Here is a 25,829-nt window from a genome sequence, read left to right as displayed (position 1 = left end):
GGGCCGACCTCCCCCGAAGACGGACGGACATGTGCCCCTCCAGTCTCCCAGGCTGATCCCCACCCCAACAGCGGGACACATCACCCCAGTTGGGGATCGACCACCCATTCACCCCGGCGCATGACGCCCTTGAGGTCGAATTGATGGTCGAGGAGGACCAGGTCGGCGTCCTTGCCGGGCTCCAGCGACCCGATGCGGTCGGCCATGCCGAGGAGCCGGGCCGGGTTGGCGGAGATCGCCGCGACCACGTCCTCGACCGGCAGCCGGTCCACGGTCACCGCCCGCTTGAACGCGCGGTCCAGGGTGAGCGTCGAGCCGGCGATCGAACCGCCCTCGACCAGCCGGGCGACCCCTTCGCTGACCTCCACCTCCAGTGGGCCGAGCAGGTAACGGCCGTCGCCGAACCCCGCCGCGTCCATGGCGTCCGTGATGAAGGCGACCCGGTGCGCACCCGCGTGGTGGAACGCCAGCTGGAGGGCGGCCGGGTGCAGGTGCGTGCCGTCGTCGATGAGCTCGACCGTGATCCGCTCGTCCTCCATCAGGGCGGTGATGGGGCCCGGGGTGCGGTGGCCGAGGGGCGGCATCGCGTTGAAGAGGTGGGTGGCGACGGTCGCGCCCGCGTCGATCGCCTCGACGGTCTGCTCGTAGGTCGCGTCCGTGTGGCCGATCGCCGCGATGACCCCGTGCTCGGCGAGCAGGCGTACGGAGTCCAGGCCGCCGGGGAGTTCGGTGGCGAGGGTGAGCATCTTCGCCTGCCCGCGCGCCGCGTCGATCAGCTTGCGGACCTCGGCCGGGTCGGGGTCGCGCAGCAGTGCCTCGGAGTGCGCGCCCTTGCGGCAGGGGGAGATGAACGGGCCCTCGAAGTGGATGCCGGCGATGTCGCCCTGTTCGGCGAGCTCGCTCAGCAGGCCGGCCCGTTGCGCGAGGAAGTCCATGTCGCCGGTGACGGTGGAGGCGACGAGGGTGGTGGTGCCGTGGGCGTGGTGCGTGGCGATGCCCCTGAGCACGTCCTCGACGGTGCCCGAGGTGAAGGAGGCTCCGCCGCCGCCGTGGTTGTGCAGGTCGACGAAACCCGGGACGAGCCAGTGGCCGGTCACGTCGATGACCTGGGCGTTGTCCGGGGCGGCACCGGTGATTCGGGTGCCGTCGACGATCACCCGGCCGTTTTCGACGGTTCCTGTGGGGAGGACGACCGTTGCGCCGGACAGGATGAGGGGCGCACGGTCCGTTGCGGGGTGCGGGTTCGTCGTGGCTGGTCGCGCAGTTCCCCGCGCCCCCGAGTGGGCTGCCATCAGGGCGTTACCTCCGTACCGTCGGTCTTGTCGAGGAGATCCCAGGCCAGGAGGCCCGCGCCCAGGCAACCCGCCGTGTCGCCCAGGGCCGCTGGGACGATGGTCGGTTGCTTCTGGAAGGTGATCCGGGTGCGGACCGCCTCCCTCAGCGGTGTGAACAAGGTTTCCCCCGCCTCCGCCAGACCGCCACCGATGATCAGGGTGCGGGGGTCCAGGAGGGTGAGGGCGGTGACCAGGCCGTCGGCGAGGGTGTCCACGGCCTGCTGCCAGACCTCCCGGGCCCTGCGGTCCTCGGACTCGACCGCCTTCGCGCAGTCCGCCGCGTCCGCGTCCGGGTTCCCGGTGGCCGAGGCCCAGGCCTCGCTGACCGCGGCGGCGGAGGCGTACCGCTCCAGACAGCCCCGCTGGCCGCACGGGCAGGGGGTGCCGTCCGGGCGTACGACGATGTGGCCGATCTCGCCGGCGAAGCCGTGGGCGCCCGCCTCCACCCGTCCGTCGATGCCGATGGCGCCCGCGATGCCGGTCCCCAGGGCGACGAAGAGGAAGCGGTCGGTGCCCTGTCCGGCCCCGACACGGCCCTCGGCGAGGCCCCCGGTGCGCACGTCGTGGCCGAGGGCGACCGGGACGCCGCCGAGGCGCTCGGCGAGCAGTGCGCGCAGGGGGACGTCACGCCAGCCCAGGTTGGCGGCGTAGGCGGCGATGCCCCGGTCCTCGTCGACGATGCCGGGGACGGCGACGCCGGCCGCGGCCGCGGGGGCGCCGAGCCGCTCGGTGCCGTACGCGCGCAGCTCGGCGGCGAAGTCGAGGATGCCGTCCACGACCGCGTGGGGTCCGCGCTCGCGCCCGGTCGCCCGGCGGGCCCGGTGCAGGAGCTCGCCGCCCGCGCCGACCAAGGCCGCCTTCATCCCGGTGCCGCCCACGTCGAGGGCGATGACATGTCTCACGGGGGACAGTGTGACCCGTCGACCCGCAAGAGGTCTAGTCCACTCACGTGGTGTAGACCTTAGGGCGAGATATGTATGACTTTTCGAAAGTTTTTGAACGTGAGTTTGGGGCGGTTGTCAGTGCGGCGGCGTAGGACGGGAACGATCGCGGCGGTGTCCGCACTGGGTATGACGGCGGTCCTCGGTGGCTGCGGAGTGGGGGGCGGATCGGACCAGGTGACACTGAAGCTGGTCGCCGCCGACTACGGCGACAGCTCGGCCAACAGCTCCCAGAAGTACTGGGACAAGCTCGTCAAGGAGTACGAGGCCGAGCACCCCGGCGTGCGGGTCGACGTCAGCGTGTACTCCTGGACCGACGTCGACCGCAAGGTCAAGGAGCTCGTCGACGCCGGTGAGGCGCCCGACATGGCGCAGATCGGCGCCTACGCCGACTACGCGGACAAGGGACTGCTGTACAAGGCCGACGAGCTGATCGGGATCCGCGAGCAGGCCGACTTCGTCTCCCAGCTCGGCTCCGCCGGGCGGATCAACGGGATGCAGTACGGCATGCCGTTCGCCGCCTCGACCCGGCTCCTCTTCTACAACAAGACCCTCTTCGCCGACGCCGGGCTCACCCCGCCGACCACGTGGAAGGAGCTGGCCGCCGACGCCGAGGCGCTCAAGGCGGACGGGGTCAAGTACCCGTACGCGCTGCCGCTCGGCCCCGAGGAGGCGCAGGCCGAGACCATGCAGTGGCTGCTGAGCGGGGGCGGCGGGTACGTCGACGACGTGGGCACCTACGGCATCGACTCCGAGGAGAACGTCGCCACGCTGACCTGGCTCAAGGACGACCTCGTCGGCAAGGGGCTGACCGGCCCCGTCGCGCCCGGGAACCTCAACCGGGCCGCCGCGTTCTCGGCGTTCGCCGCCGGGGACGTGGGGATGCTCAACGGGCACCCCTCGCTGATGAAGATCGCCGCCGACAAGGGCGTCAAGTTCGGGATGGTGCCCATGCCCGGCGTGAACGGGCCCACCCGGAACTCCATGGGCGTCGCCGACTGGATGATGGCCTTCCGGCAGAACGGGCACGCCGAACAGGTGGGCGACTTCCTCGACTTCGTCTACAGCGAGAAGAACGTCCTCGCGTTCTCACGGGAGTACGACCTGCTGCCGGTGACCAACTCCGCCTCCGCGGCCATGAGCGCCGGCTCCCAGGACGCCGACCTCAAGCCCTTCCTGGCCGCGCTGCCCTCAGCGGAGCTGCCGCCGGTCGGCAAGACGTCCTGGGCCTCGGTCAGCGCGGCGGTCAAGAAGCGGATCGGCTCCGCGGTCGGCTCCGGCGGGGACCCCGCGCAGGTGCTGCGCGCCTTGCAGCTGACCGCGCGGAACGCGGAGTAGTCGCTGTCGGTGGCGGGGGTTACCGTTCCGGGCATGGAGCATGCGGAACTCGACCCCCGGGAGCGGGACATCCTCGCGCTGGAGCGCCGCTCCTTCGCGGGGCCCGGCGCCAAGGAACGGGCCGTCCGCGAGGAGCTCGGCCTGGCGCCGGTGCGCTACTACCAGCTGCTCAACGCCCTGCTGGACGACGAGCGCGCCCTGGCCCACGACCCGGTGACGGTGAACCGGCTGCGGAGGGTGCGTCAGGCCCGGCGCGCGGAGCGCTGAGGATCAGGCGAGCTCTTCCGCCAGGGTCCGCAGCAGGCCCACCACGCCGGACGGGCCGTCCACCACCAGGTCGGCCCGCTTCCGCAGCTCCGTCACCTCGTCGCTGCCGCTGCACACCAGCAGACCTGGGGTGCCCGCGGCACGGAGCTCGTCCACGGCGGAGAACGCGGGCAGGTCGCCCAGGTCGTCGCCGGCGAACAGCACGGACCGCGCGGAGACCTCGCGGACGTGCTTGCGGAGGGCCACCCCCTTGTCCATGCCGGGCGGGCGGAGCTCCAGGACCAGACGGCCGGGTTCGACGATCAGGCCGTGGCGGGCGGCCAGGTCGGTGAGGGGAGCGCGCAGGGCCTCGAAGGCGGCCTGGGGGTCGGCGGCCCGGCGGGTGTGGACGGCCACCGCACGACCGCCCTTCTCCTCCAGCCACGCGCCGGTCCCCGCCAGGAGCTCCGGCAGTTCGGCACGGACCGCCGGCACTCCGGGGTGCGGGGCGGGGGCCGTGACCTCGCCCGTCGCCGCGTCCCAGCGCTCGGCCCCGTAGTGGCCGAGCACGGTCAGATGCTCCAGGCCCGGGACCCCGGCGAAACCGCCGTTGCGGACCGCGACCGCCGCCGGGCGGCCGGTGATCACCGCCACGGACGCCACTTTCGGTGCCAGGGCCGCGAGGGCGGGCACCGCCTCGGAGTGGGCGACGGCCTTCTCCGGGTCCGCCACGATCGGCGCCAGCGTCCCGTCGAAGTCCAGCCCGATCACCGCCCGCTGCGGCTCCGCGAGGATCGCCCGCAGGCCGTGCCGGCCGGCGGAGTTGAGGGGCGTGGGAAGGTTCATGCTCACCCGTTCAGCGCGTTCAGCGCGTTCAGCTGGTCCAGGAACCACTGCGCGGGCGGGAGTGCCGTCGCCGCCGCGGCCAGCCGCTTCGCCCGCTCGGCCCGTTCGTGGGCCGGCATCGTCAGGGCCTCGTGCAGGGCCGCCGCCGTCTGCTCCACGTCGTACGGGTTCACCACGACCGCGTCGTCCCCGAGCTCCTCGTACGCCCCCGCCTCCCGCGACAGCACCAGCGCGCACCCCTCGTCGGAGACCACCGGCACCTCCTTCGCGACCAGGTTCATACCGTCCCGGATGGGGTTGACCAGCGCCACGTCGGCCAGCCGGTACGCGGCCAGGGAGCGCGCGAAGTCGTCCTTCAGGTTCAGCAGGACCGGGGTCCAGCCAGGTGTGCCGAAGGTGTCGTTGATCTCCTCCGCCACCCGCCGCACCTCGGCCGTGTAGTCCCGGTACACCGCGAGGTCCTGCCGCGAGGGGTACGCGAACGCCACGTGCACGACCCGCTCCCGCCACTCCGGCCGCGACTGGAGCAGCCGCCGGTAGGCGTGCAGCCCGCGCACGATGTTCTTGGACAGCTCGGTCCGGTCCACCCGCACGATCGTCTTCCGGCCCGCGCCGATCTCCTCGCGCAGGCCGACGATCCGCTCCTCGACGTCGGCCTCGTGGGAGCGGGCACGCAGGAAGTCCGCGTCCGCGCCCAGACCGTGCACCCCGATCCGGGTCCCGCCGAGCCCGTCCGCGAACTCCGTGGCGCAGGCCGTGAAGGCGTCCGCCCAGCGGCGGGTGAGGAAGCCGAGCCGGTCGGCTCCCAGCATGCCCCTCAGGACCTGGACCGCGATGTCGTCGGGCAGTATCCGGAAGTACTCCACCGGCGCCCACGGTGTGTGCGAGAAGTGGGCGATGCGCAGGTCGGGGCGGAGCTCGCGGAGCATCCCCGGCACCAGGCACAGGTGGTAGTCCTGCACCAGGACCGCCGCCCCCTCGGCCGCCTCCTCGGCGAGCGCCTCGGCGAAGGCGCGGTTGTACGTCTCGTACGAGGCCCACTGGCGCCGGAACTCCGCGTCAAAGGACGGCTCCAGCGGGGTCTGGTAGAGGAGGTGGTGGACGAACCAGAGGACCGAGTTCGCGATGCCGTTGTACGCGTCCGCGTGCACGTCGGCCGGGATCGCGAGCATGCGGACGCCGTCCTCGCCGACCCCCTGCCGTACCGCCTCGCGGTCGCCGTCGGACAGCGCCGAGCACACCCACAGCGCGCCGGCGTCCGGACCGATCGCCGACAGGCCGGAGACGAGGCCGCCGCCGCCGCGCTTCGCTGTGAGCTCGCCGTTGTCCTGGACCTCGTAGGAGACCGGACCTCGGTTGGATGCGACCAGTACGTGAGCGTTGTGCGAGGGAGCCATGCCTCGACATCTAGCCCGGGGTGCAACCGCTCAAACGTTCCCTTGGGACGCAGGGTCGGCGGCCGGACCTACGCTGCCCTTCTTTTCATGTACTCGGGGATTTCCGTCATCGGTGGGCGCTCCTCCGTGTCCACGGAGTACGTCCGCGGCTCGAAACCGCCCCGGCCCCGCTCGAACTGGGTGAGGGAGGGGCGGATCATGTGGCCGCGGGCCAGCCGGAGCTGGGCGGTGCGGTAGATCGCGGCGGACATCCGGCCCAGGGCCTGCCCGTCCTGATGGCGGTGCTTGCGCACCCCGATGTCCACCTGGGCGAGGGCGTCCAGGCCCACCAGGTGCAGGGCGTCGACCAGCATGCCCAGCTCGACGCCGTAGCCCACGGGGAACGGAAGCTGCTCCAGCAGCGAGCGCCGGGCCGCGTACTCGCCGCCCAGCGGCTGCACGAAACCGGCGAGCTGCGGCCAGTGCATGTTGAGCAGCGGGCGGGCCATGAGCTCGGTGACCCGGCCGCCCTGTCCGGCCGCGCCACCCAGCGGACGGTCGTACATGCCCTTGACCAGGTCGACGCCGGGGTCGGTGAGCAGCGGGCCGACGATCCCGGAGACGAAGTCCGAGGAGAACTCCTGCAGGTCTGCGTCTATGAAGCAGACGATGTCCCCGGTGGTGACGAGCAGGGACCGCCACAGGACCTCGCCCTTGCCGGGCACGGCCGGGATGCGCGGGAGGATGTCGTCACGGTGGACGACCCGCGCGCCGGCCGCGGCGGCGACCTCGGAGGTGCGGTCGGTCGATCCCGAGTCGACGACGACGATCTCGTCGACGAGCGGGACCTGCTGCATGAGGTCATGGCGGATGACGGCGACGATGTCACCGACCGTCGCCTCCTCATTGAGCGCGGGCAGGACGACACTGACGGTCCGGCCCGTGCTCCGCTTCGCGGCCATGATCCGGTGGAGTGGACGATCGGTGGCGGACCAGGAGCGGGTGGCCAGCCAGCGCTCGACTTCGTTCAGCACAGTGCGCGGCTCCTCTGCGTGTGATCCATCTCGCCGTTCGGACGACTATCTCAACTGTCCTGGTCGTCGGTTACAGTCTTGAACAACGCGGGTGACCATCGCATGTCCTGGGTGACCCGCCGTTCACAACTTCACACCGCTCATCCAGAGGGGCAGAGGGATACGGCCCGATGAAGCCCCGGCAACCCTCCAGTCGGTTCTCGTAGCGATCGATGACGATCGTCACCGCGAGGCTCCCGACTCGGGAAGGTGCCAAATCCGTCTCACGGCGAAGTGCGTCGTGAGGAAGATGAGGAGAAAGGGCCTCGCCTCCATGGCTGCGCAGACTGTTGCAAGCACCACGAACTCCGTCGACCTGGGTCCCGCCGCGGCGCTGAGCTGCCGCGAATGCGGCCACCGCGTCCCGCTCGGCCCGGTCTTCGCCTGTGAGGAGTGTTTCGGCCCGCTCGAGATCGCGTACGACTTCTCGGCCTACGAAACCGAGGAGCTCCGCAAGCGGATCGAGGCGGGACCCGCGAACATCTGGCGCTACGCCCCGCTGCTGCCCGTCCCCGCGGACGTGGCGGACAAGCCCAACATCAACCCCGGCTGGACCCAGCTCGTCAAGGCCGACAACCTCGCCCGCGAGCTCGGCGTCACCGGCGGCCTGTACATCAAGGACGACTCCGGCAACCCGACGCACTCCTTCAAGGACCGGGTGGTGGCACAGGCCCTGGAGGCGGCGCGCGCCTTCGGCTTCACCACCCTCTCCTGCTCCTCGACCGGCAACCTGGCGGGTGCGGTGGGTGCCGCGGCGGCCCGGGCCGGCTTCCGTTCCTGCGTGTTCATCCCGCACGACCTGGAGCAGGGCAAGGTCGTCATGGCCGCGATCTACGGCGGTGAGCTCGTCGGCATCGAGGGCAACTACGACGACGTGAACCGCTTCTGCTCCGAGCTGATCGGCGACCCGGCCGGCGAGGGCTGGGGCTTCGTCAACGTCAACCTGCGGCCGTACTACGCGGAGGGGTCCAAGACCCTGGCGTACGAGATCTGCGAGCAGCTCGGCTGGAAGCTGCCCGACCAGCTGGTCGTGCCGATCGCCTCCGGCTCGCAGCTCACGAAGATCGACAAGGGCCTCCAGGAGCTGATCAAGCTGGGGCTCGTCGAGGACAAGCCGTACAAGATCTTCGGCGCGCAGGCGGAGGGGTGCAGCCCGGTGTCCGTCGCCTACAAGGCCGGGCACGACGTGGTCCGCCCCCAGAAGCCGAACACCATCGCCAAGTCCCTCGCCATCGGCAACCCGGCGGACGGTCCGTACGTGCTGGACATCGCCCGGCGCACCGGCGGTGCGGTGGAGGACGTCAACGACGAGCAGGTCGTGGACGCGATCAAGCTGCTGGCGCGGACCGAGGGCATCTTCGCGGAGACCGCCGGTGGTGTGACCGTGGGTGTGACGCGCAAGCTGATCGAGAACGGCGTCCTCGACCCGACGAAGACCACGGTGGTGCTGAACACCGGCGACGGTCTCAAGACCCTGGACGCGGTGGCCGGTACCGGGCTCACCGCCACGATCCGTCCGAATCTGGACTCTTTCCGAGAGGCTGGCCTCGCATGAGCGTCAACGTCCGCATCCCCACCATCCTGCGCACCTACACCGGCGGTCAGGCCGAGGTGCAGGCCGAGGGTGGGACCCTCGCCGAGGTCATCGCCGATCTGGAGAAGAACCACACCGGTATCGCCGCGCGTGTTCTCGACGACCAGGGCAAGCTGCGGCGGTTCGTGAATGTGTACGTGAACGACGACGATGTGCGGTTCGAGCAGGGACTGGAGACGGTGACGCCCGACGGGGCCGGTGTCTCCATCATCCCGGCGGTCGCCGGCGGGTGACCGTATGACTGGTCATTACCTTCGGTAACAGCAATTACCGAGTGTTCATCCGATTGCCCCCTCCGTGAGAGAAGCGGAGGGGGCAATTCTCTATGGTTGAGCGCGGTACAGTTGGGGAAGCTGCTGCTTCCTTCATGCCGGGCGCATATGAGTTCCGACTTCGGATGCGACGAGAAGTAGCCAAAGTGTGTGGGTTCTTTGTGGCTTATGCTCCTTTTATGGGGCCCGACTTGCCCCGAATTCGGGCGAATTCTCACTACATTCCGGACCCCTTCCGTCCAGAATTCTCGTCCGATTGACCTGTTGCAGACGGCAGTTGGACAGATACATTCAGCCGCGGTCGACGCGTTCCGGCGCACGCCCCCAACCATGTGGGGGGTGAGGTCTGACCCGGATCCACGAAGTGTGGGTCCGTGCAAGGGCCAGTAATAGGGGAGTTAGGCATGGCTCAGGGCACCGTCAAGTGGTTCAACGCGGAGAAGGGGTACGGCTTCATCGCGGTCGACGGTGGTGCGGATGTATTCGTCCACTACAGCGCGATCCAGATGGACGGCTACCGCACCCTTGAAGAGGGCCAGCGGGTCGAGTTCGAGATCTCGCAGGGTCAGAAGGGGCCGCAGGCGGACATGGTCCGTCTCGCGACTGGCTGAAGCACGCGCCGGGTAACAACAGCGTCGTTCTTCGTTCTTCTTCGAAGGGCTCGTACCCCATGGGGAGTCATGGGTACGAGCCCTTCGGCATGCGGGTGCGGGTGCAGGCCGGTGGGGGCGGGCGTTTTGCGCAGTTCCCCGCGCCCCTGAGTGCCTGCGGCGGCCCCTGATCGTCCGTGGCGCCGGGCCACTGCAACCTGCTCAGGGGCGCGGGGAACTGCGCGATCGGCCCCCACCGGCCGGTAGCCGCCCGACCACGGAACCCACCCCGGTCTTGGGCGGGCGCTTGCACTCGACCATGCCGAGTGCTAATCATTGGCGTTAGCACTCTGAAGGTGAGAGTGACAAAGATGGACCGGGTCGGTGAGGCCCGCAGGCCTTGTGGGGCAAGGATCCACAGGCCGGCGAGCCGTCCGTCGCGGGCGCGGGCGCGGTCCGAAGGAATCACCCCCAGTCCTGGAGGGACCACTTCACATGGCCAAGATCATCGCGTTCGACGAGGAGGCGCGGCGCGGCCTCGAGCGCGGCATGAACCAGCTCGCGGACGCCGTCAAGGTGACGCTCGGCCCCAAGGGCCGCAACGTCGTCCTCGAGAAGAAGTGGGGCGCCCCCACGATCACCAACGATGGTGTCTCCATCGCCAAGGAGATCGAACTCGAGGACCCGTACGAGAAGATCGGCGCCGAGCTGGTCAAGGAAGTCGCCAAGAAGACGGACGACGTCGCCGGTGACGGTACGACCACCGCGACCGTGCTCGCCCAGGCCCTGGTCAAGGAAGGCCTGCGCAACGTAGCCGCCGGCGCCAACCCCATGGCCCTCAAGCGCGGTATCGAGAAGGCCGTCGAGGCCGTCTCCGCCGCCCTGCTCGAGCAGGCCAAGGATGTCGAGACCAAGGAGCAGATCGCCTCCACGGCCTCCATCTCCGCCGCCGACACCCAGATCGGCGAGCTCATCGCCGAGGCGATGGACAAGGTCGGCAAGGAAGGCGTCATCACCGTCGAGGAGTCCCAGACCTTCGGTCTGGAGCTGGAGCTCACCGAGGGTATGCGCTTCGACAAGGGCTACATCTCGGCGTACTTCGCCACCGACATGGAGCGGATGGAGGCGTCGCTCGACGACCCGTACATCCTGATCGCCAACTCCAAGATCGGCTCCGTCAAGGACCTGCTCCCGCTCCTGGAGAAGGTCATGCAGTCGGGCAAGCCGCTGCTGATCATCGCCGAGGACGTCGAGGGCGAGGCCCTGTCGACCCTGGTCGTCAACAAGATCCGCGGCACCTTCAAGTCCGTCGCCGTCAAGGCCCCGGGCTTCGGCGACCGCCGCAAGGCCATGCTCGGCGACATCGCCATCCTCACGGGCGGCGAGGTCATCTCCGAGGAGGTCGGCCTCAAGCTGGAGAACGCGACCCTGGACCTCCTGGGCCGCGCCCGCAAGGTCGTCATCACCAAGGACGAGACCACCATCGTCGACGGTGCCGGTTCCTCGGACCAGGTCAACGGCCGGGTGAACCAGATCCGCGCCGAGATCGAGAACAGCGACTCGGACTACGACCGCGAGAAGCTCCAGGAGCGCCTGGCCAAGCTCGCCGGTGGCGTCGCCGTCATCAAGGCCGGTGCCGCGACCGAGGTCGAGCTCAAGGAGCGCAAGCACCGCATCGAGGACGCCGTTCGCAACGCGAAGGCGGCCGTCGAGGAGGGCATCGTCGCCGGTGGTGGCGTGGCCCTCATCCAGGCCTCCTCGGTCTTCGAGAAGCTGGACCTGGAGGGTGACGAGCTGACCGGCGCCAACGCCGTGAAGCTGGCCCTGGAGGCCCCGCTCAAGCAGATCGCCGTCAACGGTGGTCTCGAGGGTGGCGTCATCGTCGAGAAGGTGCGCAACCTGCCCGTCGGCCACGGCCTGAACGCCGCGACCGGTGAGTACGTCGACATGATCGCCGAGGGCATCATCGACCCGGCGAAGGTGACCCGTTCCGCCCTGCAGAACGCCGCCTCCATCGCCGCGCTGTTCCTCACCACCGAGGCCGTCATCGCCGACAAGCCGGAGAAGGCCGCCGCGCCCGCCGGTGGCGGCATGCCGGGCGGTGACATGGACTTCTGATCGCCCCCGGGCCGCGAGGCCTGACGGTCGATCAACGTCCTTGCCGGGGCGGCCCCTCCTGGGAACAGGGGGTGGCCGCCTCCGGTCTTTTCCTGCGCTATGCTTGATCACGAGCCGCTCGACGTGAACTCCCGTCGGTCGACTACGCGTTGGTGGTCCAAGGAAAGACGCCCCGCTTCCTGCGGGGAAATGCAGGTGCAAGGCCTGCCCAGCGCTCAAGACGAAGCCCGTCCCGCACTCGCGGGGCGGGCTTCTTCCATGCGTGGCCGGAGTCACAGCGCGGGCGGAAATCCTGAGGCGCACGGGGTGGTTGGCACCTGGGTAGTGTCCATGCGCATGCACATACCGAGGAGTATCCCCACGTGACCGCCTCCGCCCCCTCCCGCGCCGCCGAGATCCTCTCCCGCCCGGCGCACATCAACGGCCTCACCGTCCCCAACCGCATCGCGATGGCGCCCATGACCCGAGCGTTCTCCCCGGGCGGCATCCCCGGCGAGAACGTGGCGTCGTACTACTCCCGCCGCGCGGCCGCCGGAGTCGGTCTGATCGTCACCGAGGGGACGTACGTCGGCCACGAGTCGGCCGGGCAGAGCGACAGCATCCCGCGCTTCCACGGCGAGGAGCAGCTCGCGGGCTGGGCGAGGGTCGCCGAGCAGGTGCACGCGGCGGGCGGCACCATCGTGCCGCAGCTGTGGCACATCGGCATGGTGCGCGAGCAGGGGCAGCCGCCCTACGCCGACGCCCCCGCCGTCGGCCCCTCCGGCCTGCGGATCGGCGCCGACGAGCCCACCGGCAAGGCGATGACCCAGCGCGACCTGGACGACGTGATCGGCGCCTTCGCCGAGGCCGCGGCCGCCGCCGAGCGCATCGGCTTCGACGGTGTGGAGCTGCACGGCGCCCACGGCTACCTCCTCGACCAGTTCCTGTGGGCGGGCACCAACCGCCGCACCGACGCCTACGGCGGTGACCCGGTCGCCCGGACGAAGTTCGCGGCGGAGATCGTGGCGGCCGTACGCGAGACGGTGTCGCCCGAGTTCCCGGTCATCTTCCGGTACTCGCAGTGGAAGCAGGAGGCCTACAAGGCGCGGCTCGCCGAGACGCCGGAGGAGCTGGAGGCGATCCTCGCCCCGCTCGCCGCGGCCGGTGTCGACGCCTTCCACGCCTCCACCCGCCGCTACTGGCTCCCCGAGTTCGAGGGCTCCGACCTCAATCTGGCCGGCTGGACCAAGAAGCTCACCGGCAGGACCACCATCACCGTCGGCTCGGTCGGTCTCGACGGCGACTTCATCAAGGGCTTCATGGGCGAGGGCTCCCCGGTCAAGGGCATCGACGACCTGCTGGACGCCCTGGAGCGCGAGGAGTACGACCTGGTCGCCGTCGGGCGCGCGCTGCTCCAGGACCCCGAGTGGGCCAAGAAGGTGCTGGCGGGCCGCTTCGACGAACTCCAGCCCTACGACGCCTCCGCGCTGAAGACCCTCAGCTGAGCTCCAACCCAGGGGTAGCGTCCGGGAGATGAGAATCCTCCATCTCTCGGACACCCACATAGAGCGGACCGACGCCCCGAACAAGAGCGGCGTCAACGCCACCGACTCGCTGCGGCTGATGCTCGCCGAACTGCGGCATCTGCGGGACGTCGACGCGGTCGTCGTCACCGGGGACATCGCCGACGACGGGGCGGTGGAGGCGTATGCGGAGGTACGGCGGCTCGTCGGTGAGTTCGCCCGGCCGCTGGACGCTCCCGTCTTCTGCACCACCGGCAACCACGACGAGCGCGAAGCCTTCGGCAAGGTGCTGGGCAGCGGGCACGACCGGCCGGACGCTGTGCTGCGGACCGAGGCGAGCGAACGGGCCGCGGTGAGCACGGTCGACGGGTACCGGTTCGTCACGCTCGACTCGCTGGTGCCGGGAAAGGTCTACGGCCGTATCAGCGAGGCCCAACTGGACTGGCTGCGAGGTGTGTTGAGCGCCTCGGCCGAGCGGGGAACCGTCCTCGCCTTCCACCATCCGCCCCTCAGCCTCGGCCTGTCCGCCAGCCAGCCGGTCTTCGGGCTGCTCAACCCCGAGGAGCTGGCGTCCGTGATCCAGGGCAGTGACGTACGGGTCCTGCTGACCGGGCACTTCCATTGCCAGCTCTTCGGGATGCTGGGGGCGGTGCCGGTGTGGGTCACGCCGGGGGTGGTCAACCGAATCGACCTGACGACGCCGTACGGCACGGAGCGGGCGGTGCGCGGGGCCTCGGCCTCGCTGGTGGAACTGGGCGGACCGGCGAGCCCGATGTTCCACACCTTCCATGCACGGGACCCGCGGGCGCACGAGACGGTGTACCAGCTCGACGAGGAACAGACACGGACCGTGCTGGAGAAGCACGGTCCCGCTGCGCTTGGCTGACGGCTTGGTTGACCCGGGCAAGGGACGTGGGCTGGAGTGAGGCGAAGCAGCCCCGACCTGTGAGGAGTTCGACCGATGACGTCAGCCGAGGGTCTCGAGGTGCGTACCGCGGCCGGTGCCGTGCGCGGGCGCGCCGAGGACGGACTGGTGGTCTTCCGGGGGATCCCGTTCGCCGAACCGCCGGTGGGAGAGGCGCGGTTCCAGGCACCGCGGCCCGTCAGGAGCTGGGAAGGGACCCGGGAGGCGTACGCCTTCGGGCCCCCGCCCCCGCAGGAGCCCGCCTTCGGGGACCAGGCGGTGGCACAGCCGACGCCCACCGGTGACGACTGGCTGACGGTCAACGTATGGACCCCCGCGACCGACCCCGCGGCCCGCCGCCCGGTCATGGTGTGGATCTACGGCGGCGCCTACAAGCTCGGCCACTCCGGCAGCCCCGGCTACGACGCCCAGCACCTCGCGCGCGCCGGTGACGTGGTCGTCGTGACCCTCAACTACCGTGTCGGCGTCGAGGGGTTCGCCCTGCTGGAGGGGGCGCCCGCGAACCGGGGTCTGCTGGACCAGGTCGCGGCGCTGGAGTGGGTGCGGGACAACATCACGGCGTTCGGCGGGGACCCCGGGCAGGTCACGGTGTTCGGGGAGTCGGCGGGCGCGGGGTCGGTGTCCTCGCTGCTGGCGATGCCTGCCGCGCGGGGCCTGTTCGGGCGGGCCGTCGCGCAGAGCGTTCCCGGCCCGTACTTCTCCGCCGAACTCGCCCGGGACATAGCGGTGGAGATCGGCAAGGAGGCGGGGCTCACTCCGTCCGTCGCCGCGCTGTCCGCCGTCGATCCGCGTGAACTCCCCTCGGCAGGAATGCGGTTGAGCGCGCGTATGCGTAGCTGTGAGGACCGGTGGGGGCAGGCGGCGCCCACCGTCACCCCCTTCGCGCCGGTCGTCGACGGGGAGGTGCTGCCGTGCACGCCCTGGGAGGCGCTGGCGGCGGGCGCCGGGCGGGACGTGGAACTGCTCGTCGGACACAACCGCGACGAGTACCGGCTCTTCCTCGCCCTCGGCGAGCAGCTCGGCCGGATCACCGAGGAGCAGGCGTCCGCCGCGCTGCGGATCTTCGCGCCGGGACCCGACGGTGAGCGCGCCTACCGCGAGGCCTTCCCGGGCGCCACCCCGACCGAGCTCTACGAACGGGTGCAGACGGACTGGCTGTTCAACATGCCGTCCCTGCGGCTGGCGCAGGCGCAGACCGCGGGCGGCGGCCGGGCCCACCTGTACGAACTGACCTGGAGCGCACCGGCGTTCGGCGGCGCGCTCGGCGCGTGCCACGGCCTGGACATCCCCCTGCTGTTCGGCACGTACGACGCCGACCTCGGGGCTCTGCTGTTCGCGGGGACCGGGGTGCCGGACGAGGCCAGGGCGCTGACCGCACGCTTCCAGTCGGTGTGGACCGGGTTCGCGCGCACCGGGGACCCGGGATGGCCGGCGTACGACGACGAGCGGCGCGCCACTCAGGTCCTGGACGTGACGCCGGAGGTCGGCGCCTCTAGAGGTTGCCGAGCGGCTCGATGTCGACCCTGACCGGGGTGCCCCACACCCGCAGCACCTCGTAGTCGGTGAACTCGTGGACCAGCCGGTACGCCATCGCGGCGCGCGGCCCACGGCGCTGGGCGGCGAGGTAGAGCTCGGCCTCGTGCCGGTCCCGCCTCGGCGTCCCGCACAGCTGCCACTCCTGTCCGGTCCACTGCTCCGGCAGCCAGCGCTGCTGGGGCTGGGGCCGGTCCTCCCGCACCCCGTACCGGGAAGGGGCGGGTTCGGTGGAGCGGGGACGCGCGGAGGGTCCGTTGATCTCGGCACGGCGGGCCGCCCTGCGGCGCGTCTCGCACAGCAGGCACAGGTCGGGGGCGTTCTCGTCGACCGGGCCGTTCGGGTGCTCGGCGCAGCGGGTGGTGGGGGCGGCGGCGCTGACGCTGTCCTCCAGGAGGTCCAGGGCCCGCTTGAGGTCGCCCTTCATCTCATGCAGCTTGGCGTCCGGGGTGTCACCGGTGAGGGCGTCCCCGTGCTCGCCGAGGAGACGGAGAGCACGGCCTAGGGCGGTGAGCTGGGCGTGGTTCATGGTTTCAGGGTACGAGGGGGGCAAGCCCCCGCAGACGGTGCTGCGCCTGCGGGGGCTCCGGTCAGCCCATGCTCTTGGCGCCGTCCAGGGCCTCCCGGACGATGTCGGCGTGGCCGGCGTGCTGGGCGGTCTCGGCGACGATGTGCAGCAGCACCCTGCGGGCCGACCACTGGGCCCCGGCCTCGAACCAGGGCGCCTTGGGCAGCGGATGGGCGGCGTCCAGGTCGGGCAGGGTGGCGACCAGCTCGTCCGTCCGCTCGGCCGTCTCCGCGTAGGCGGCCAGTACGCCGGCCAGGGTCTCGCCGGGCAGCATCTTGAACTCGTCGGCCCGCCTGGCCCAGTCCTCCTCGGTCATGGCGGTGAAGTCGCCCATCGACGACGGGCCCTCCTGGATGAAGCGCACCCAGTTCCGTTCCACCGACGTGACGTGCTTGATCAGGCCGCCGAGACACAGCTCGCTGACCGTGGTCCGCTGCCCGACCTGCTCGTCGGTGAGGTCACGGGTGGTGAAGCGCAGGAAGTGCCGCTGCTTGGCGAGCGCCTCCAGCAGGTCGGCGCGCTCGCCGGTGGGCAGGGTGGTCTTCGTGGCGGTGGTCATGGTGTGGCCCTCCGTGGACTGCTGCTCTTCCGTGGACAGGTCACACGCTAAGAGGCATATAGGTCAGATCCTGACCTCTTGGGGGAGGGGTTGTTCAACTCGCCGGGACGATCATCTTGGGTCAGGCGTGATCGCTCGCCGCCTCCTGGGCGTCGCGGCGGACCTTGTCCTCCATCCCCGCGCTGGGCAGGGGGCCGCCGAGGTCCGTCGTCCTGGGCCCTACTCGGTCCAGTGGTCGCGGGCGGTGGGGGAGGTGAGGGGACGCCTGGGCGGGAGAGTGCAGCTGCGGCCCCTGGACGGCGGGCGGGAGTGGGACTGCCCGCCGGAGTCCACCGGGCCCGCTCCGCAGGCCGAGGTGCTGCGGGCGAGGGTGCGGAAGGCCAACAGGGAGGGGTGGATGCCCTGTTGAAATGAACCCATGCCTCTCCTGGACGCCCTCGCCCGCTTCAACGACGCCCATCCGTGGAGCCACAACGCCCACTTCCACCGGTGGATCCTGCGCCAGTTGCCCGTCCGTTTTGATCGCGCCCTGGACGTCGGCTGCGGTTCCGGCGACCTGGCACGGTTGCTGGCCACGCGGGCGAGGGAGGTGCAGGGCATCGACAGCGACGAACGGATCATCGGCGAGGCACGGGCGTCCACCGACCCCGGGCTCCCCGTCGTCTTCTCCGTCGCGGACGCCCTGTCGTACGACGAGGGCGGCCGCTTCGACGTCATCACCTGTGTCGCCGTACTCCACCACCTGCCCCTGACCGAGACCCTCGTCCGGTTCAGGCAGCGGCTGGCCCCCGGCGGCACCCTGGTGATCGTCGGCCTGACCCGGGAGGACACCCGCGTCCAGACCCTCCTGGGCCTGGTGTCCGTCCCGCTCAACCTGATCACCGGCTGGATCAAGAACCGAGGGCGGAAGGCACCACGCCCCGTCGCGATGACCGCCCCCACCCGCCCCGCCGACGTCCCCTACACCGAGTTCGTCCGCGAGGCCCGCCGCGTCCTCCCCGGCGTCCGGCTGAGGCGGCGGCTCTTCTGGCGTCAGACCCTCGTCTGGAAAAAGGTGCGCGCGGATGTCGATCCAGGCACGCTCGGATCGACGCAGGGGTGAGAGCACGCCACCACACGAGAGGTGCAGGCCATGCCCAAGGTCCGGGTGCACAACGTGACGATCTCCCTCGACGGCTTCATGGCGGGGCCGAACCAGCGGCTGGACGCCCCGTTCGGCGACGGCGTCGGCTGGGGCGACGAACTGCACCGGTGGTTCGTCGCCGCGACGGAGGACCTGGCCGCCGGAAAGGGCGGGACCGACGTCGAGTACTTCGTCCGCGGCGACCGGAACATCGGCGCCACGATCATGGGACGGAACATGTTCGGCCCGCAGCGGGGGCCGTGGGAGGACGAGTCCTGGCAGGGCTGGTGGGGCGAGAACCCGCCGTACCACCACGACGTCTTCGTGCACACCCACCACCTGCGGCCGTCACTGGAGATGGCCGGTGGAACCACCTTCCACTTCACCGACGAGCCGCCGGAGACGGTCCTCCGGCGCGCCTTCGACGCCGCGGACGGCAAGGACGTCCGGATCGGCGGCGGCGCGGCGACCATCCGGCAGTACCTGCGTGCCGGGCTGATCGACGAGCTCCACCTGGTGATCGCGCCGATGCTCATCGGGCGCGGCGAGCGGCTGCTCGACGACCTGGGCGGGGGCATCGACGGCTACCGGGTGTCCGAGCTGGTCGGCTCACCGAACGTCACTCACGCGGTGCTGGTCCGCCGCTGAGCGCGGCCCGCAGATGGCCCCCCGACTCCGCCAGCAGCCGGGCCGCCGTGGGCCCGTCGACGTCGGCCAGGATCGTCAGGATCGCGTTCTTCACCTCGCCGTCCGTGGCGGCCAGGGCCTCCTCGACCTCCCGCTCATCGGCGCCGGTGGCGAGGGCGACGATACGGCGGGAGCGGGCCCGCAGCTTCTCGTTGGAGGCGCGGACGTCGACCATCAGGTTTCCGTAGGTCTTGCCGAGACGGATCATCGTGATCGTCGACAGCATGTTGAGGACGAGCTTCTGCGCGGTGCCCGCCTTGAGGCGGGTGGAGCCGGTGAGCAGTTCGGGGCCGACGACCACCTCGATGCCGTGGTCGGCCGCGGCCGCCAGCGCGCTGTCCGCGTTGCAGGACAGGCCGACCGTCAACGCCCCGAGCGCGCGGGCGTGTTCGACCGCGCCCACGGCGTACGGGGTACGGCCGGACGCGGACACCCCGACCACCGAGTCCGCGGGCGTCACCGCGAGGCCGTCCAGGTCGGCCCGCGCCAGTTCGGCGGAGTCCTCCGCGCCCTCGACTGACGTGACCAGCGCTTCGGGGCCACCGGCGATCAGGCCCACGACCTGCGCCGGGTCCGTGTTGAAGGTCGGCGGGCACTCGGATGCGTCCAGGACGCCGAGGCGTCCGGCGGTGCCGGCACCGGCGTAGATCAGCCGGCCGCCCCGGGACATGCGCTCGGCGATCGCGTCGATGGCGGCGGCGATCTGCGGCAACCGCCGGGACACCGCGGCGGGCACGGAGGTGTCCTCGCCGTTCATCAGCCGGGCGATGTCGAGAGTCGGCAACTGATCGATGTCGGCGAGCTCGGGCCGGAAGGCCTCGGTGGTGAGCGTCTCCAACTGAGCTTGCAGTTCACGGGGGTTGGAGGTCGAGGTCATGAGGGAGCGGCTCTTTCTTCGTGACCGACGTCTCTTCGGGACCGACGTCTACCGGGTAACTCGTCTACCGGCGGTGCCGATGCGCCAGCGCCTCGTAGGACGCGGCCAGCGCGGGCGCCGCCGTCTCGTACGTGCGTTGCGCCACCCCCACGAACAGACAGTCCACCACGAGGAGCTGACTGGTCCGTGACGACATCGCCGCGGGCCGCAGCTCGCTCTCCCGGGCGGTGGACGTCGTCAGCACATGGTCGGCGTACTGGGCCACCGCGCCGTCCGGCCGCCCGGTGATGGCCACCGTGGTGGCCCCGTGCTCGAACGCGACCCGCAACGGCTCGATGACGTCACCGGTCGCCCCCGAGTGGGTGATCGCGATCGCCACGTCCCCCGACCGCAGTTGCACCGCGTTCGTCACGGCCAGGTGCGGATCACTGTGCGCCTGCGCTATCAGCCCTATCCGCAGCAGCTTCTGCGTGAGGTCCTGCGCGACGAGACCGGAGGCTCCCACCCCGTACACGTCGATCCGCCGTGCCGAGGCCGTCGCGGCGACCGCCGCCCCCAACTGGGCGGTGTCCAGCCCGGCCGCCGTGTCCGCGAGGGTCTGCTGCTCGTCGTAGGCGAGCTTGGCGACCACGTCCGCGAGCGGATCGTCCACCGCGATGTCCGTGGTGATCGCCGGGGCCCGCCCGGACTGCTGCTGCGCGGCCAGCCCGGCGAGGGCGAGCCGCAGGTCGCGGTAGCCGGGGTAGCCGAGCAGCCGGGCCGTCCGCACGACCGTCGCCTCGCTCGTCCCGGTCAGTTCGGCGAGGCCCGTGACGGTGAGCGCCGCGCACCCCGCCGGGTCGTTCGCGACGGCCTCGGCGACGCGGTGCATCGAGCGGGTCATGGAGGGACCCAGCGTGCGCACCTTCGCGGCGAGGGCGCTGCCGAAAATTTCCTTCACTTCCTGGGGCACACCTGAAAGATATTTTCGGCTCGGACTCGTGGTCAAGAGCCCGCACAATGGCTCCATGGAGTCCATCGGTCCACTTGAGCAGTCCCTGCACGCGGCACGCGCCCGCGTGCTCGCCGACCTGGCCGCGGGCGAGGTCGCCGCCGCCGACGTGGTGTCGATGGTCGAGGACTCCGTCGTGCAGCGGCGCTGGTGGGTGGAGCAGTGGCCGCAGGGCGCGGAGTTCGTCGCGGGCCTGGTCGCCCAGGACGTCCAGGACGCGCTGCTGGAGACCTACGGCCGCTGGCCCCTGTGCCCGGTGTGCGGTTCCGGCGACCCGCACGCCCTGGAGGTGGAGCCGGAGCTGGGCCCCGACCCGCACTGGGTGTGCCACAAGGCGGGCGTGAGGGTCGCGGCGGTCGGCTCCCTCGGGACGGCGGCGGGCGGGGCCTCCTCCTCGTGACCGTCTACATCGACCCACCCACCTGGCCGGGCCACGGCCGCCTGTGGTCCCATCTGATCAGCGACGTCTCCTTCGATGAACTGCACGCGTTCGCCGAGGAGTTGGGAGTGCCCTCCCGGGCCTTCGAGCGCGACCACTACGACATCCCCGCGCACCGCTACGCGGACGTGGTCGCGGCGGGCGCGGTGGAGGTCAGCAGCCGGGAGGTGGTGCGGTTGCTGACGGGGGCGGGGTTGCGGCGGCCGAAGGGGCGGGAGATTCCTCCGGGGCGGGGGTGAACCAGGTTTCGGCCTCGTGGCGGACACCGAGCGCCGTGGCCGTCTCGGCGGCCTCACGCAGGGAGGTGCCGGCCCGCATGGCGGTCACCGCCAGAGTGACGAGGGAGACCGACCCGTCGTACGGGATGAGAGGACGGCCGACCGGGTTGCGGAGGGCGGAGACCAGGACCTCCTCCAGTTGCCGTTCCCGGTTCCACTCCGGCGTGGGTGGCGTCACTTCGTAGCCCATGGCCGTCAGGGAGTCCGCGACCTCGGCGTGGCGTCGGCCCGTGTGCTGAGCCGCTGCGCGGACGACGTCCGCGGACACGGGACCGAACTCCTCGGGGGCTTCCTGCAGGCCGAAGTAGAGGGCTTGAGCATCCTGCTCGCGGAGGGGTGACAGGACCTCGGGCTCGAAGGCGAAGCAGTAGCCGAGGGCCGTGAGCCGAGTGACCGCGTCGGCCAAGGCGATGTCGGCCCTGCGCGCGGCCCCCGCGACGCCCAGCAGGGACACAGGCCGCCCCGGGTCCGCCAGATTGGCGCCCGTGCCGAGGAACTTGATGTCCTCACGGGAGGGCAGGAGGTCGTCCTCGGGCACTTCCGGCACGTTGTACCCGAGCTCGCGGAGCCGGTCCGCGAGGACGCGCGCGGGTTGGCCGAGGCGGCGAGCGGCCGCCGCGACGTAGCGCAGCGGCACCTCCCGGTCCACGAGGGGTTCCTGGGCCAGGAGCGCCCGGTCGTCATCGGTCAGTTCCGGCAGTCCGGTCGCGTCCGGCGGCAGGGCGAAACCGATTCCGCCGAGGAACTCGGTGACGAAGCGCAGGGGCAGGTCCGTCGTGTACGCCACCGCCGCCAGTTGCGCCAGCGAGAGGTGTGCGGCTTCCTCGGGCGAGGGCGGAGTGTCGTACCACGACCACAACTGCTCGATGACCTTGCACTCCTCCTCACTCCACTGCTCCCGGACGGGGAAAACCGTCGGAACGCGGAAGCCCAGTTCGCCGAGCCGCTGTGCGGCCCACAGGGTGGTGCGCACGGCCCTCGCCGCGCTGACGCAGATCTGAGCCGGCGAGAGAGTCGCGCCCGGGGCCAGCCACCCCTTCGGATCGCCCAGCGGTCGTAGCAGGGGCAGATCGGAGTGTTCCGCGGCACCGCACCCCAGCAGCGGTTCCACACGGTAGCCGAGCATGGTCATCCGCTCGGCGACCTCCGCCGGCGAGCGCCCGGTCCTCTCGCTCAGTTCGAAGCTGTCCGCCGCGCTGAGTGGGACAGCGGGATCACGCCAGCGGGTCAGCGTGCCCAGGCTGATCGCTCCGGTGCTCGCCAGTTGCTGGGACGGTCTGCGGTGGGCGAACGCGGAACTCCCCAGAGGCCCCCTCAGCCAGTCCTCACGGTGCATGCGCCAACGGAAGAACTTGTCGGCGCCGGTCAGCAGCAGGAGATCGGAGGGGCGGGCCCACTGGGCTCCGGGGTGATCGTCGGCCGGCAGGGCGACCTGGCCCCCGAGCCCTGCCGCGTACAACGTTCTCAGGCGCCACCGCAGAACGGACGGGGGCAGGGCGAAGAAGTACGAGGAGAGTCCCGACGGGTCGGGATGGCGGTAGCGGCCCGTCACGAGAGGCAGGAGATCGATGTCCGGCGGGAAGAAGCCGACGTCGGCGAAAGGCACGGAGACGTCGTCCTGGAGCTGCCACTGAAGACCGGCTTCCCGTGCGTGCTCGGCCACCTGGTCGGCGAAGGCCACCGACCACTGGCTCACGTCCTCCAGCCAGGTCGGCCCCAGCAGTTCGGTCCCGTGCGTCGTCAGACTGGGGATGGCGGCAGCCATGCGCTCCATCACGTGGTCCTTGTCGTACGCGCGTACGTTCTTGCGGTCCACGGTGAGTTCGGGCGTGCGCTCGCCCTCCAGGTTGACGACAGCGCCGTACACCCTGTCGCTGTAGGCGGGTTCCGCCATCAAACCGTCCGCCAGAAGGACGCCGTCGCCCCCGATCCACCAGATGCCGGTGTCGTTCGACGGGACGCACAGCGCGTGGCCCTTGTGAGTGTGCACCGCACCCGAGTACAGCTCCAGGATGCTCGGGGACAGCTCTCCCGGCAGCCACTCGCGTGACCGCGCGCCATGCGTCGCCGAGGTGCGATAGGGGGCGACCCACAGGACCTCCTCCAAGGCGTTCACGCACGACACGGACCGACGCTCCTTGCTGAGCAGCAGCCGCACCCTGGTCCCGGAATCGTCCCCGGGGCCGAGATCCTCCACCCGGAAGAAGTTTCCCGGCCCGGCGATGGTCACCTGGAGCAGCCTGCCGGGCCGCCCGTCGCGACCCATCCGGCACGTCTGCACGACGATCTCGTCGGCGAGCATGAAATAGCTGAGTACGCCGATACCGAACCGTGAGTTCGGGTGGAGTTCCGGCTTCGGGTCGGGCAGCTGTGCCCAGGCCGCCTGCTCCTCGACGTATTCCGGAAGGTCGACGAAGCGTGCGCCGCCCTGCGAGAAGACGGTGCTGAGTTCGGTGATGCCCATACCGATGCCGTTGTCGCGGCATTCGAGATAGGCACGGCCGTCCGAGCGGACGCCCTGGACGAACTCGATCCGGCCCTCCCAGGCGGCGACGGTCCGGCCCGTGTGCCGCAGGTACTGCGTGCGGCAGTCGCGGTAGCGGAGCGCGTCCAGCGCGTTCTGGTACAGCTCGCGAACGGCCAGTTCGCTCTCGCCGTACAGCTCCTCGCCCATGAGCAGTTCCTGCACACGGTCCTCGGCCAACTGGAAACGGATGCCGTCCGAGAGCTGGTCCGGGGTGTTGCCGTCGAGACGCACTCGGCTGCCGTCGGCGTAGGGCGGGAGGGTGCGCAGCGGGGCCAGGGCGGGGATACCGCCGCGATTGATGTCCCGCAGCAGGACGTCGACGCGGCCCGCGTGCTCGCGCAGGGCCACCTGGACTGCGGGATGGGTGCACACCGCGTTCAGTGAGCGGCCAAGCCCCGAGACCCGCCAGTCCGAGCACTGCACGGTGTTGAGCAGGGCGGTGGGGTCGACGCTGTCGTGGACGCCCATGTGCTCCACGACGATCTCGGGCAGGTCGACCGGGTCGACGGCCATCGCGTAGGCCGCCTTGACCAGGGCGGCCACCAGGGCGCTGCGCACCTCGTGCTCGTCACCGGAACTGGCCGCGATGACGTCGTGTTCGTCGTCCGGGACCTGGACTCCGTCGAGCTGCGCCGCTGCGGACCGGCGCATGGTGAACGGCGCGGTGCGGTGTTCCCGCAGGAGGTGTGCCAGTCGGCCCCCGGAGACGGCGTCGGCCACCCAGACCGGATGGTCGTGGTCGCTGGGAGGGTCACCGAGAAGGGACTTGAGCCGTTCGGCCGTGTACAGCTCGGGCTGCTTGATGAGCCAGCGGTGGAAGAGCCACCACCTGATGCGCCGCACCGAGTCGTCGCCGGTCTTGTGGTGTTCCAGGGCGCGCAGTCGGCGTTTCAGACGGGGGAACCCCTGGGCGAACTTGTCGAAGCTGTGGTGGTCGGGGCCGTCCGCCGATGCGTCCGGGGTGAGGACCCCCACGCGCTGGGCGGCCTCCTGAGCCCAGAACGTCTGGGTGACGAGCGGGAACAGGAAGACGAGCGCTGCCTCGGTGGGCGACAGTGACACCTCCTTGGCCAGCTGACCGACCAGGAATCCCAACCGTTTGTGAGCGCGTTCGGCCAGGGCGGGGTCATGCCACGGATCGTCGCCCAGTGCCCCGGCCGCTCGGTCGTACGTCGCCGCCAGCCGCTCCGCCAGTACCCGGCAGACGTCCTTGACGGCCTCCCGGGCCGGACCCTCGGGGCTGCGGTGCCACGGGTAGTCGTCGACGTTCCGGACCCAGGGATGCGCCTCCGTGCGCCGCTCGGTGCCCGGCAGCAGGAGGAAGTCCCGGTCCCCGGCGGCCGACTCGCAGGTCACCTTCACCTGTTGCGGCCGCCCGGCCTTGCCGTACGCCTGGTGGTAGCTGTCGACCCGCTCCTGTACCTGCCTGAAGAACTCCCGCAGGCCGAGTGCGTGCGGATCGGCGGCGACCACGTCCGCGACGGCACGGGAGAAGAGACTGAACGACTCGCCTTGCTGGGTCCCCACCTCGAAACCTGGCCGGACGACGTCCGTGTCCCTCACGAACAGCGCGACCTGCGGTTTCGCGCAGGCGTGGACGTAAGCGACCTTGCGGCGCAGGGTGCTGACGATCTCGGGAGCCCGCCAGGGGCGGGTGCCCGGTATCGACTTGGTGTCCGGCGCCCTGCCCTCCCGGCAGGCGTCGATCAGGAAGACGACACGTTCCGCGGCGGACTTCTCCACTTCCCTGAGCCAGCCGATCTCCACACATCCGTCGGTGAACGGCTCGGCGTTGGGAGCGTCCTCCGGGACCAGGTAGTCCTTGCCCTCGATGTGGATTCCGTGCCCGCTCAGCACGATGAGCAGCGTGTCTCCGGAACGCGCTTCGCCGAGGAACCGGTGCACGGCGCCCCGCACGGTGTTCTGCGTGATGCCGCGCCGGTGCTCCAGGACCTCTGCCTGGAAGCCGCGGCCCGTCAGGACTTCACGCAGCCGATGAAGGTCGTCGCGAACGAAGTCGAGGTCGCTGAAACCCGGAATGTCGGAGTAGTCGCTCGCCCCTATGAGCAGCGCCTTGTGCTGTGGCATGGGC

Annotated in this window: 24 protein-coding genes and 1 riboswitch; of the genes, 13 read left to right on the top strand and 11 right to left on the bottom strand. The window is 70.7% G+C overall.

Features of this window, described 5'->3' with window-relative positions; translation table 11 throughout:
* Window positions 1-80: 80 nt before the first annotated feature.
* On the bottom strand, window positions 81-1,292 hold the full coding sequence (gene nagA / locus M2163_RS23770) for an N-acetylglucosamine-6-phosphate deacetylase (RefSeq protein WP_280894959.1): 1,212 nt from the start codon (window positions 1,290-1,292) through the stop codon (window positions 81-83).
* The gene (locus M2163_RS23765) at window positions 1,292-2,236 is read right to left on the bottom strand and encodes an ROK family protein (RefSeq protein WP_280850803.1); all 945 of its coding nucleotides are present in this window, start codon (window positions 2,234-2,236) and stop codon (window positions 1,292-1,294) included. The genes nagA and M2163_RS23765 overlap by 1 nt, the downstream gene beginning before the upstream one ends.
* Window positions 2,237-2,404: 168 nt before the next feature.
* Here M2163_RS23765 and M2163_RS23760 point away from each other — a divergent pair, with 168 nt between their 5' ends.
* Both M2163_RS23760 and M2163_RS23755 read left to right on the top strand, forming a co-directional pair.
* Window positions 2,405-3,613: an extracellular solute-binding protein gene (locus tag M2163_RS23760; RefSeq protein WP_280854161.1), complete on the top strand. Its 1,209-nt coding sequence runs from the start codon at window positions 2,405-2,407 to the stop codon at window positions 3,611-3,613.
* 33 nt (window positions 3,614-3,646) lie between these two features.
* Entirely contained in the window at window positions 3,647-3,880 is a 234-nt protein-coding gene (locus M2163_RS23755) for a DUF3263 domain-containing protein (protein ID WP_280850804.1), read from the top strand.
* A gap of 3 nt (window positions 3,881-3,883) precedes the next feature.
* On the opposite strand, the gene otsB is transcribed toward M2163_RS23755, so the two are convergent.
* The 3 genes from otsB to M2163_RS23740 form a co-directional block, all read right to left on the bottom strand.
* Window positions 3,884-4,705, bottom strand: a complete 822-nt coding sequence (otsB, locus tag M2163_RS23750) for a trehalose-phosphatase (protein WP_280850805.1) — start codon at window positions 4,703-4,705, stop codon at window positions 3,884-3,886.
* 2 nt (window positions 4,706-4,707) lie between these two features.
* Window positions 4,708-6,102 carry a trehalose-6-phosphate synthase gene (locus M2163_RS23745; RefSeq protein WP_280850806.1) on the bottom strand — a complete coding sequence of 465 codons (1,395 nt, stop codon included), beginning with the start codon at window positions 6,100-6,102 and terminating at the stop codon, window positions 4,708-4,710.
* 68 nt (window positions 6,103-6,170) lie between these two features.
* Window positions 6,171-7,115 (bottom strand): glucosyl-3-phosphoglycerate synthase, encoded by a 945-nt coding sequence (locus tag M2163_RS23740; protein ID WP_280850807.1) that lies wholly within the window; start codon window positions 7,113-7,115, stop codon window positions 6,171-6,173.
* Between the two features lie 137 nt (window positions 7,116-7,252).
* Window positions 7,253-7,411, top strand: a riboswitch (SAM riboswitch).
* Window positions 7,412-7,428: 17 nt separating this feature from the next.
* Between M2163_RS23740 and thrC the strand changes: the two genes are divergently transcribed.
* The 7 genes from thrC (at window position 7,429) to M2163_RS23705 (ending at window position 15,682) form a co-directional block, all read left to right on the top strand.
* Window positions 7,429-8,709: a threonine synthase gene (gene thrC, locus M2163_RS23735; RefSeq protein WP_280850808.1), complete on the top strand. Its 1,281-nt coding sequence runs from the start codon at window positions 7,429-7,431 to the stop codon at window positions 8,707-8,709.
* Window positions 8,706-8,981, top strand: coding sequence for a MoaD/ThiS family protein (locus tag M2163_RS23730; RefSeq protein WP_031050795.1), 276 nt, complete (start codon window positions 8,706-8,708; stop codon window positions 8,979-8,981). The genes thrC and M2163_RS23730 overlap by 4 nt, the downstream gene beginning before the upstream one ends.
* A 443-nt stretch (window positions 8,982-9,424) precedes the next feature.
* A complete protein-coding gene (locus M2163_RS23725) occupies window positions 9,425-9,631 on the top strand; it encodes a cold-shock protein (protein WP_007382895.1) in 207 nt (68 codons plus the stop codon).
* 474 nt (window positions 9,632-10,105) lie between these two features.
* On the top strand, window positions 10,106-11,728 hold the full coding sequence (gene groL / locus M2163_RS23720) for a chaperonin GroEL (RefSeq protein WP_007382894.1): 1,623 nt from the start codon (window positions 10,106-10,108) through the stop codon (window positions 11,726-11,728).
* A gap of 362 nt (window positions 11,729-12,090) precedes the next feature.
* The gene (locus tag M2163_RS23715; protein ID WP_280850809.1) at window positions 12,091-13,212 is read left to right on the top strand and encodes an NADH:flavin oxidoreductase; all 1,122 of its coding nucleotides are present in this window, start codon (window positions 12,091-12,093) and stop codon (window positions 13,210-13,212) included.
* Window positions 13,213-13,240: 28 nt separating this feature from the next.
* Entirely contained in the window at window positions 13,241-14,116 is an 876-nt protein-coding gene (locus M2163_RS23710; protein WP_280894958.1) for a metallophosphoesterase, read from the top strand.
* Window positions 14,117-14,191: 75 nt separating this feature from the next.
* Window positions 14,192-15,682 (top strand): carboxylesterase family protein, encoded by a 1,491-nt coding sequence (locus M2163_RS23705; RefSeq protein WP_280894957.1) that lies wholly within the window; start codon window positions 14,192-14,194, stop codon window positions 15,680-15,682.
* Here M2163_RS23705 and M2163_RS23700 read toward each other — a convergent pair.
* From M2163_RS23700 to M2163_RS23690, 3 genes are all read right to left on the bottom strand, one after another.
* Window positions 15,648-16,217, bottom strand: a complete 570-nt coding sequence (locus M2163_RS23700) for a hypothetical protein (RefSeq protein WP_280894956.1) — start codon at window positions 16,215-16,217, stop codon at window positions 15,648-15,650. The two genes, M2163_RS23705 and M2163_RS23700, sit on opposite strands and share 35 nt — an antisense overlap.
* A gap of 61 nt (window positions 16,218-16,278) precedes the next feature.
* Window positions 16,279-16,815, bottom strand: coding sequence for a DinB family protein (locus M2163_RS23695; RefSeq protein WP_280894955.1), 537 nt, complete (start codon window positions 16,813-16,815; stop codon window positions 16,279-16,281).
* Between the two features lie 219 nt (window positions 16,816-17,034).
* On the bottom strand, window positions 17,035-17,235 hold the full coding sequence (locus tag M2163_RS23690; RefSeq protein WP_280897438.1) for a hypothetical protein: 201 nt from the start codon (window positions 17,233-17,235) through the stop codon (window positions 17,035-17,037).
* On the opposite strand from M2163_RS23690, the gene M2163_RS23685 reads away from it, so the two are divergent.
* Together M2163_RS23685 and M2163_RS23680 are read left to right on the top strand one after the other, a co-directional pair.
* Complete coding sequence (locus M2163_RS23685; RefSeq protein WP_280894954.1) at window positions 17,234-17,917, top strand: class I SAM-dependent methyltransferase; 684 nt, start codon at window positions 17,234-17,236, stop codon at window positions 17,915-17,917. The genes M2163_RS23690 and M2163_RS23685 overlap by 2 nt on opposite strands.
* Before the next feature lie 30 nt (window positions 17,918-17,947).
* A complete protein-coding gene (locus M2163_RS23680; RefSeq protein WP_280850815.1) occupies window positions 17,948-18,586 on the top strand; it encodes a dihydrofolate reductase family protein in 639 nt (212 codons plus the stop codon).
* Here the strand turns inward: M2163_RS23680 and murQ are convergent.
* Complete coding sequence (murQ, locus tag M2163_RS23675; protein WP_280894953.1) at window positions 18,558-19,502, bottom strand: N-acetylmuramic acid 6-phosphate etherase; 945 nt, start codon at window positions 19,500-19,502, stop codon at window positions 18,558-18,560. The two genes, M2163_RS23680 and murQ, sit on opposite strands and share 29 nt — an antisense overlap.
* Window positions 19,503-19,566: 64 nt before the next feature.
* The gene (locus M2163_RS23670; protein ID WP_280854162.1) at window positions 19,567-20,385 is read right to left on the bottom strand and encodes a MurR/RpiR family transcriptional regulator; all 819 of its coding nucleotides are present in this window, start codon (window positions 20,383-20,385) and stop codon (window positions 19,567-19,569) included.
* 124 nt (window positions 20,386-20,509) lie between these two features.
* Between M2163_RS23670 and M2163_RS23665 the strand changes: the two genes are divergently transcribed.
* A complete protein-coding gene (locus M2163_RS23665) occupies window positions 20,510-20,893 on the top strand; it encodes a hypothetical protein (protein ID WP_280850817.1) in 384 nt (127 codons plus the stop codon).
* Window positions 20,890-21,171 (top strand): DUF4031 domain-containing protein, encoded by a 282-nt coding sequence (locus tag M2163_RS23660; protein WP_280894952.1) that lies wholly within the window; start codon window positions 20,890-20,892, stop codon window positions 21,169-21,171. The genes M2163_RS23665 and M2163_RS23660 overlap by 4 nt, the downstream gene beginning before the upstream one ends.
* On the opposite strand, the gene M2163_RS23655 is transcribed toward M2163_RS23660, so the two are convergent.
* The gene (locus M2163_RS23655; RefSeq protein ID WP_280894951.1) at window positions 21,086-25,825 is read right to left on the bottom strand and encodes a caspase family protein; all 4,740 of its coding nucleotides are present in this window, start codon (window positions 25,823-25,825) and stop codon (window positions 21,086-21,088) included. The genes M2163_RS23660 and M2163_RS23655 overlap by 86 nt on opposite strands.
* Window positions 25,826-25,829: the final 4 nt, after the last annotated feature.

The sequence above is a fragment of the Streptomyces sp. SAI-135 genome (assembly GCF_029893805.1).
Lineage (GTDB): Bacteria > Actinomycetota > Actinomycetes > Streptomycetales > Streptomycetaceae > Streptomyces.
This window is presented reverse-complemented; position numbering and strand designations above follow the sequence as displayed.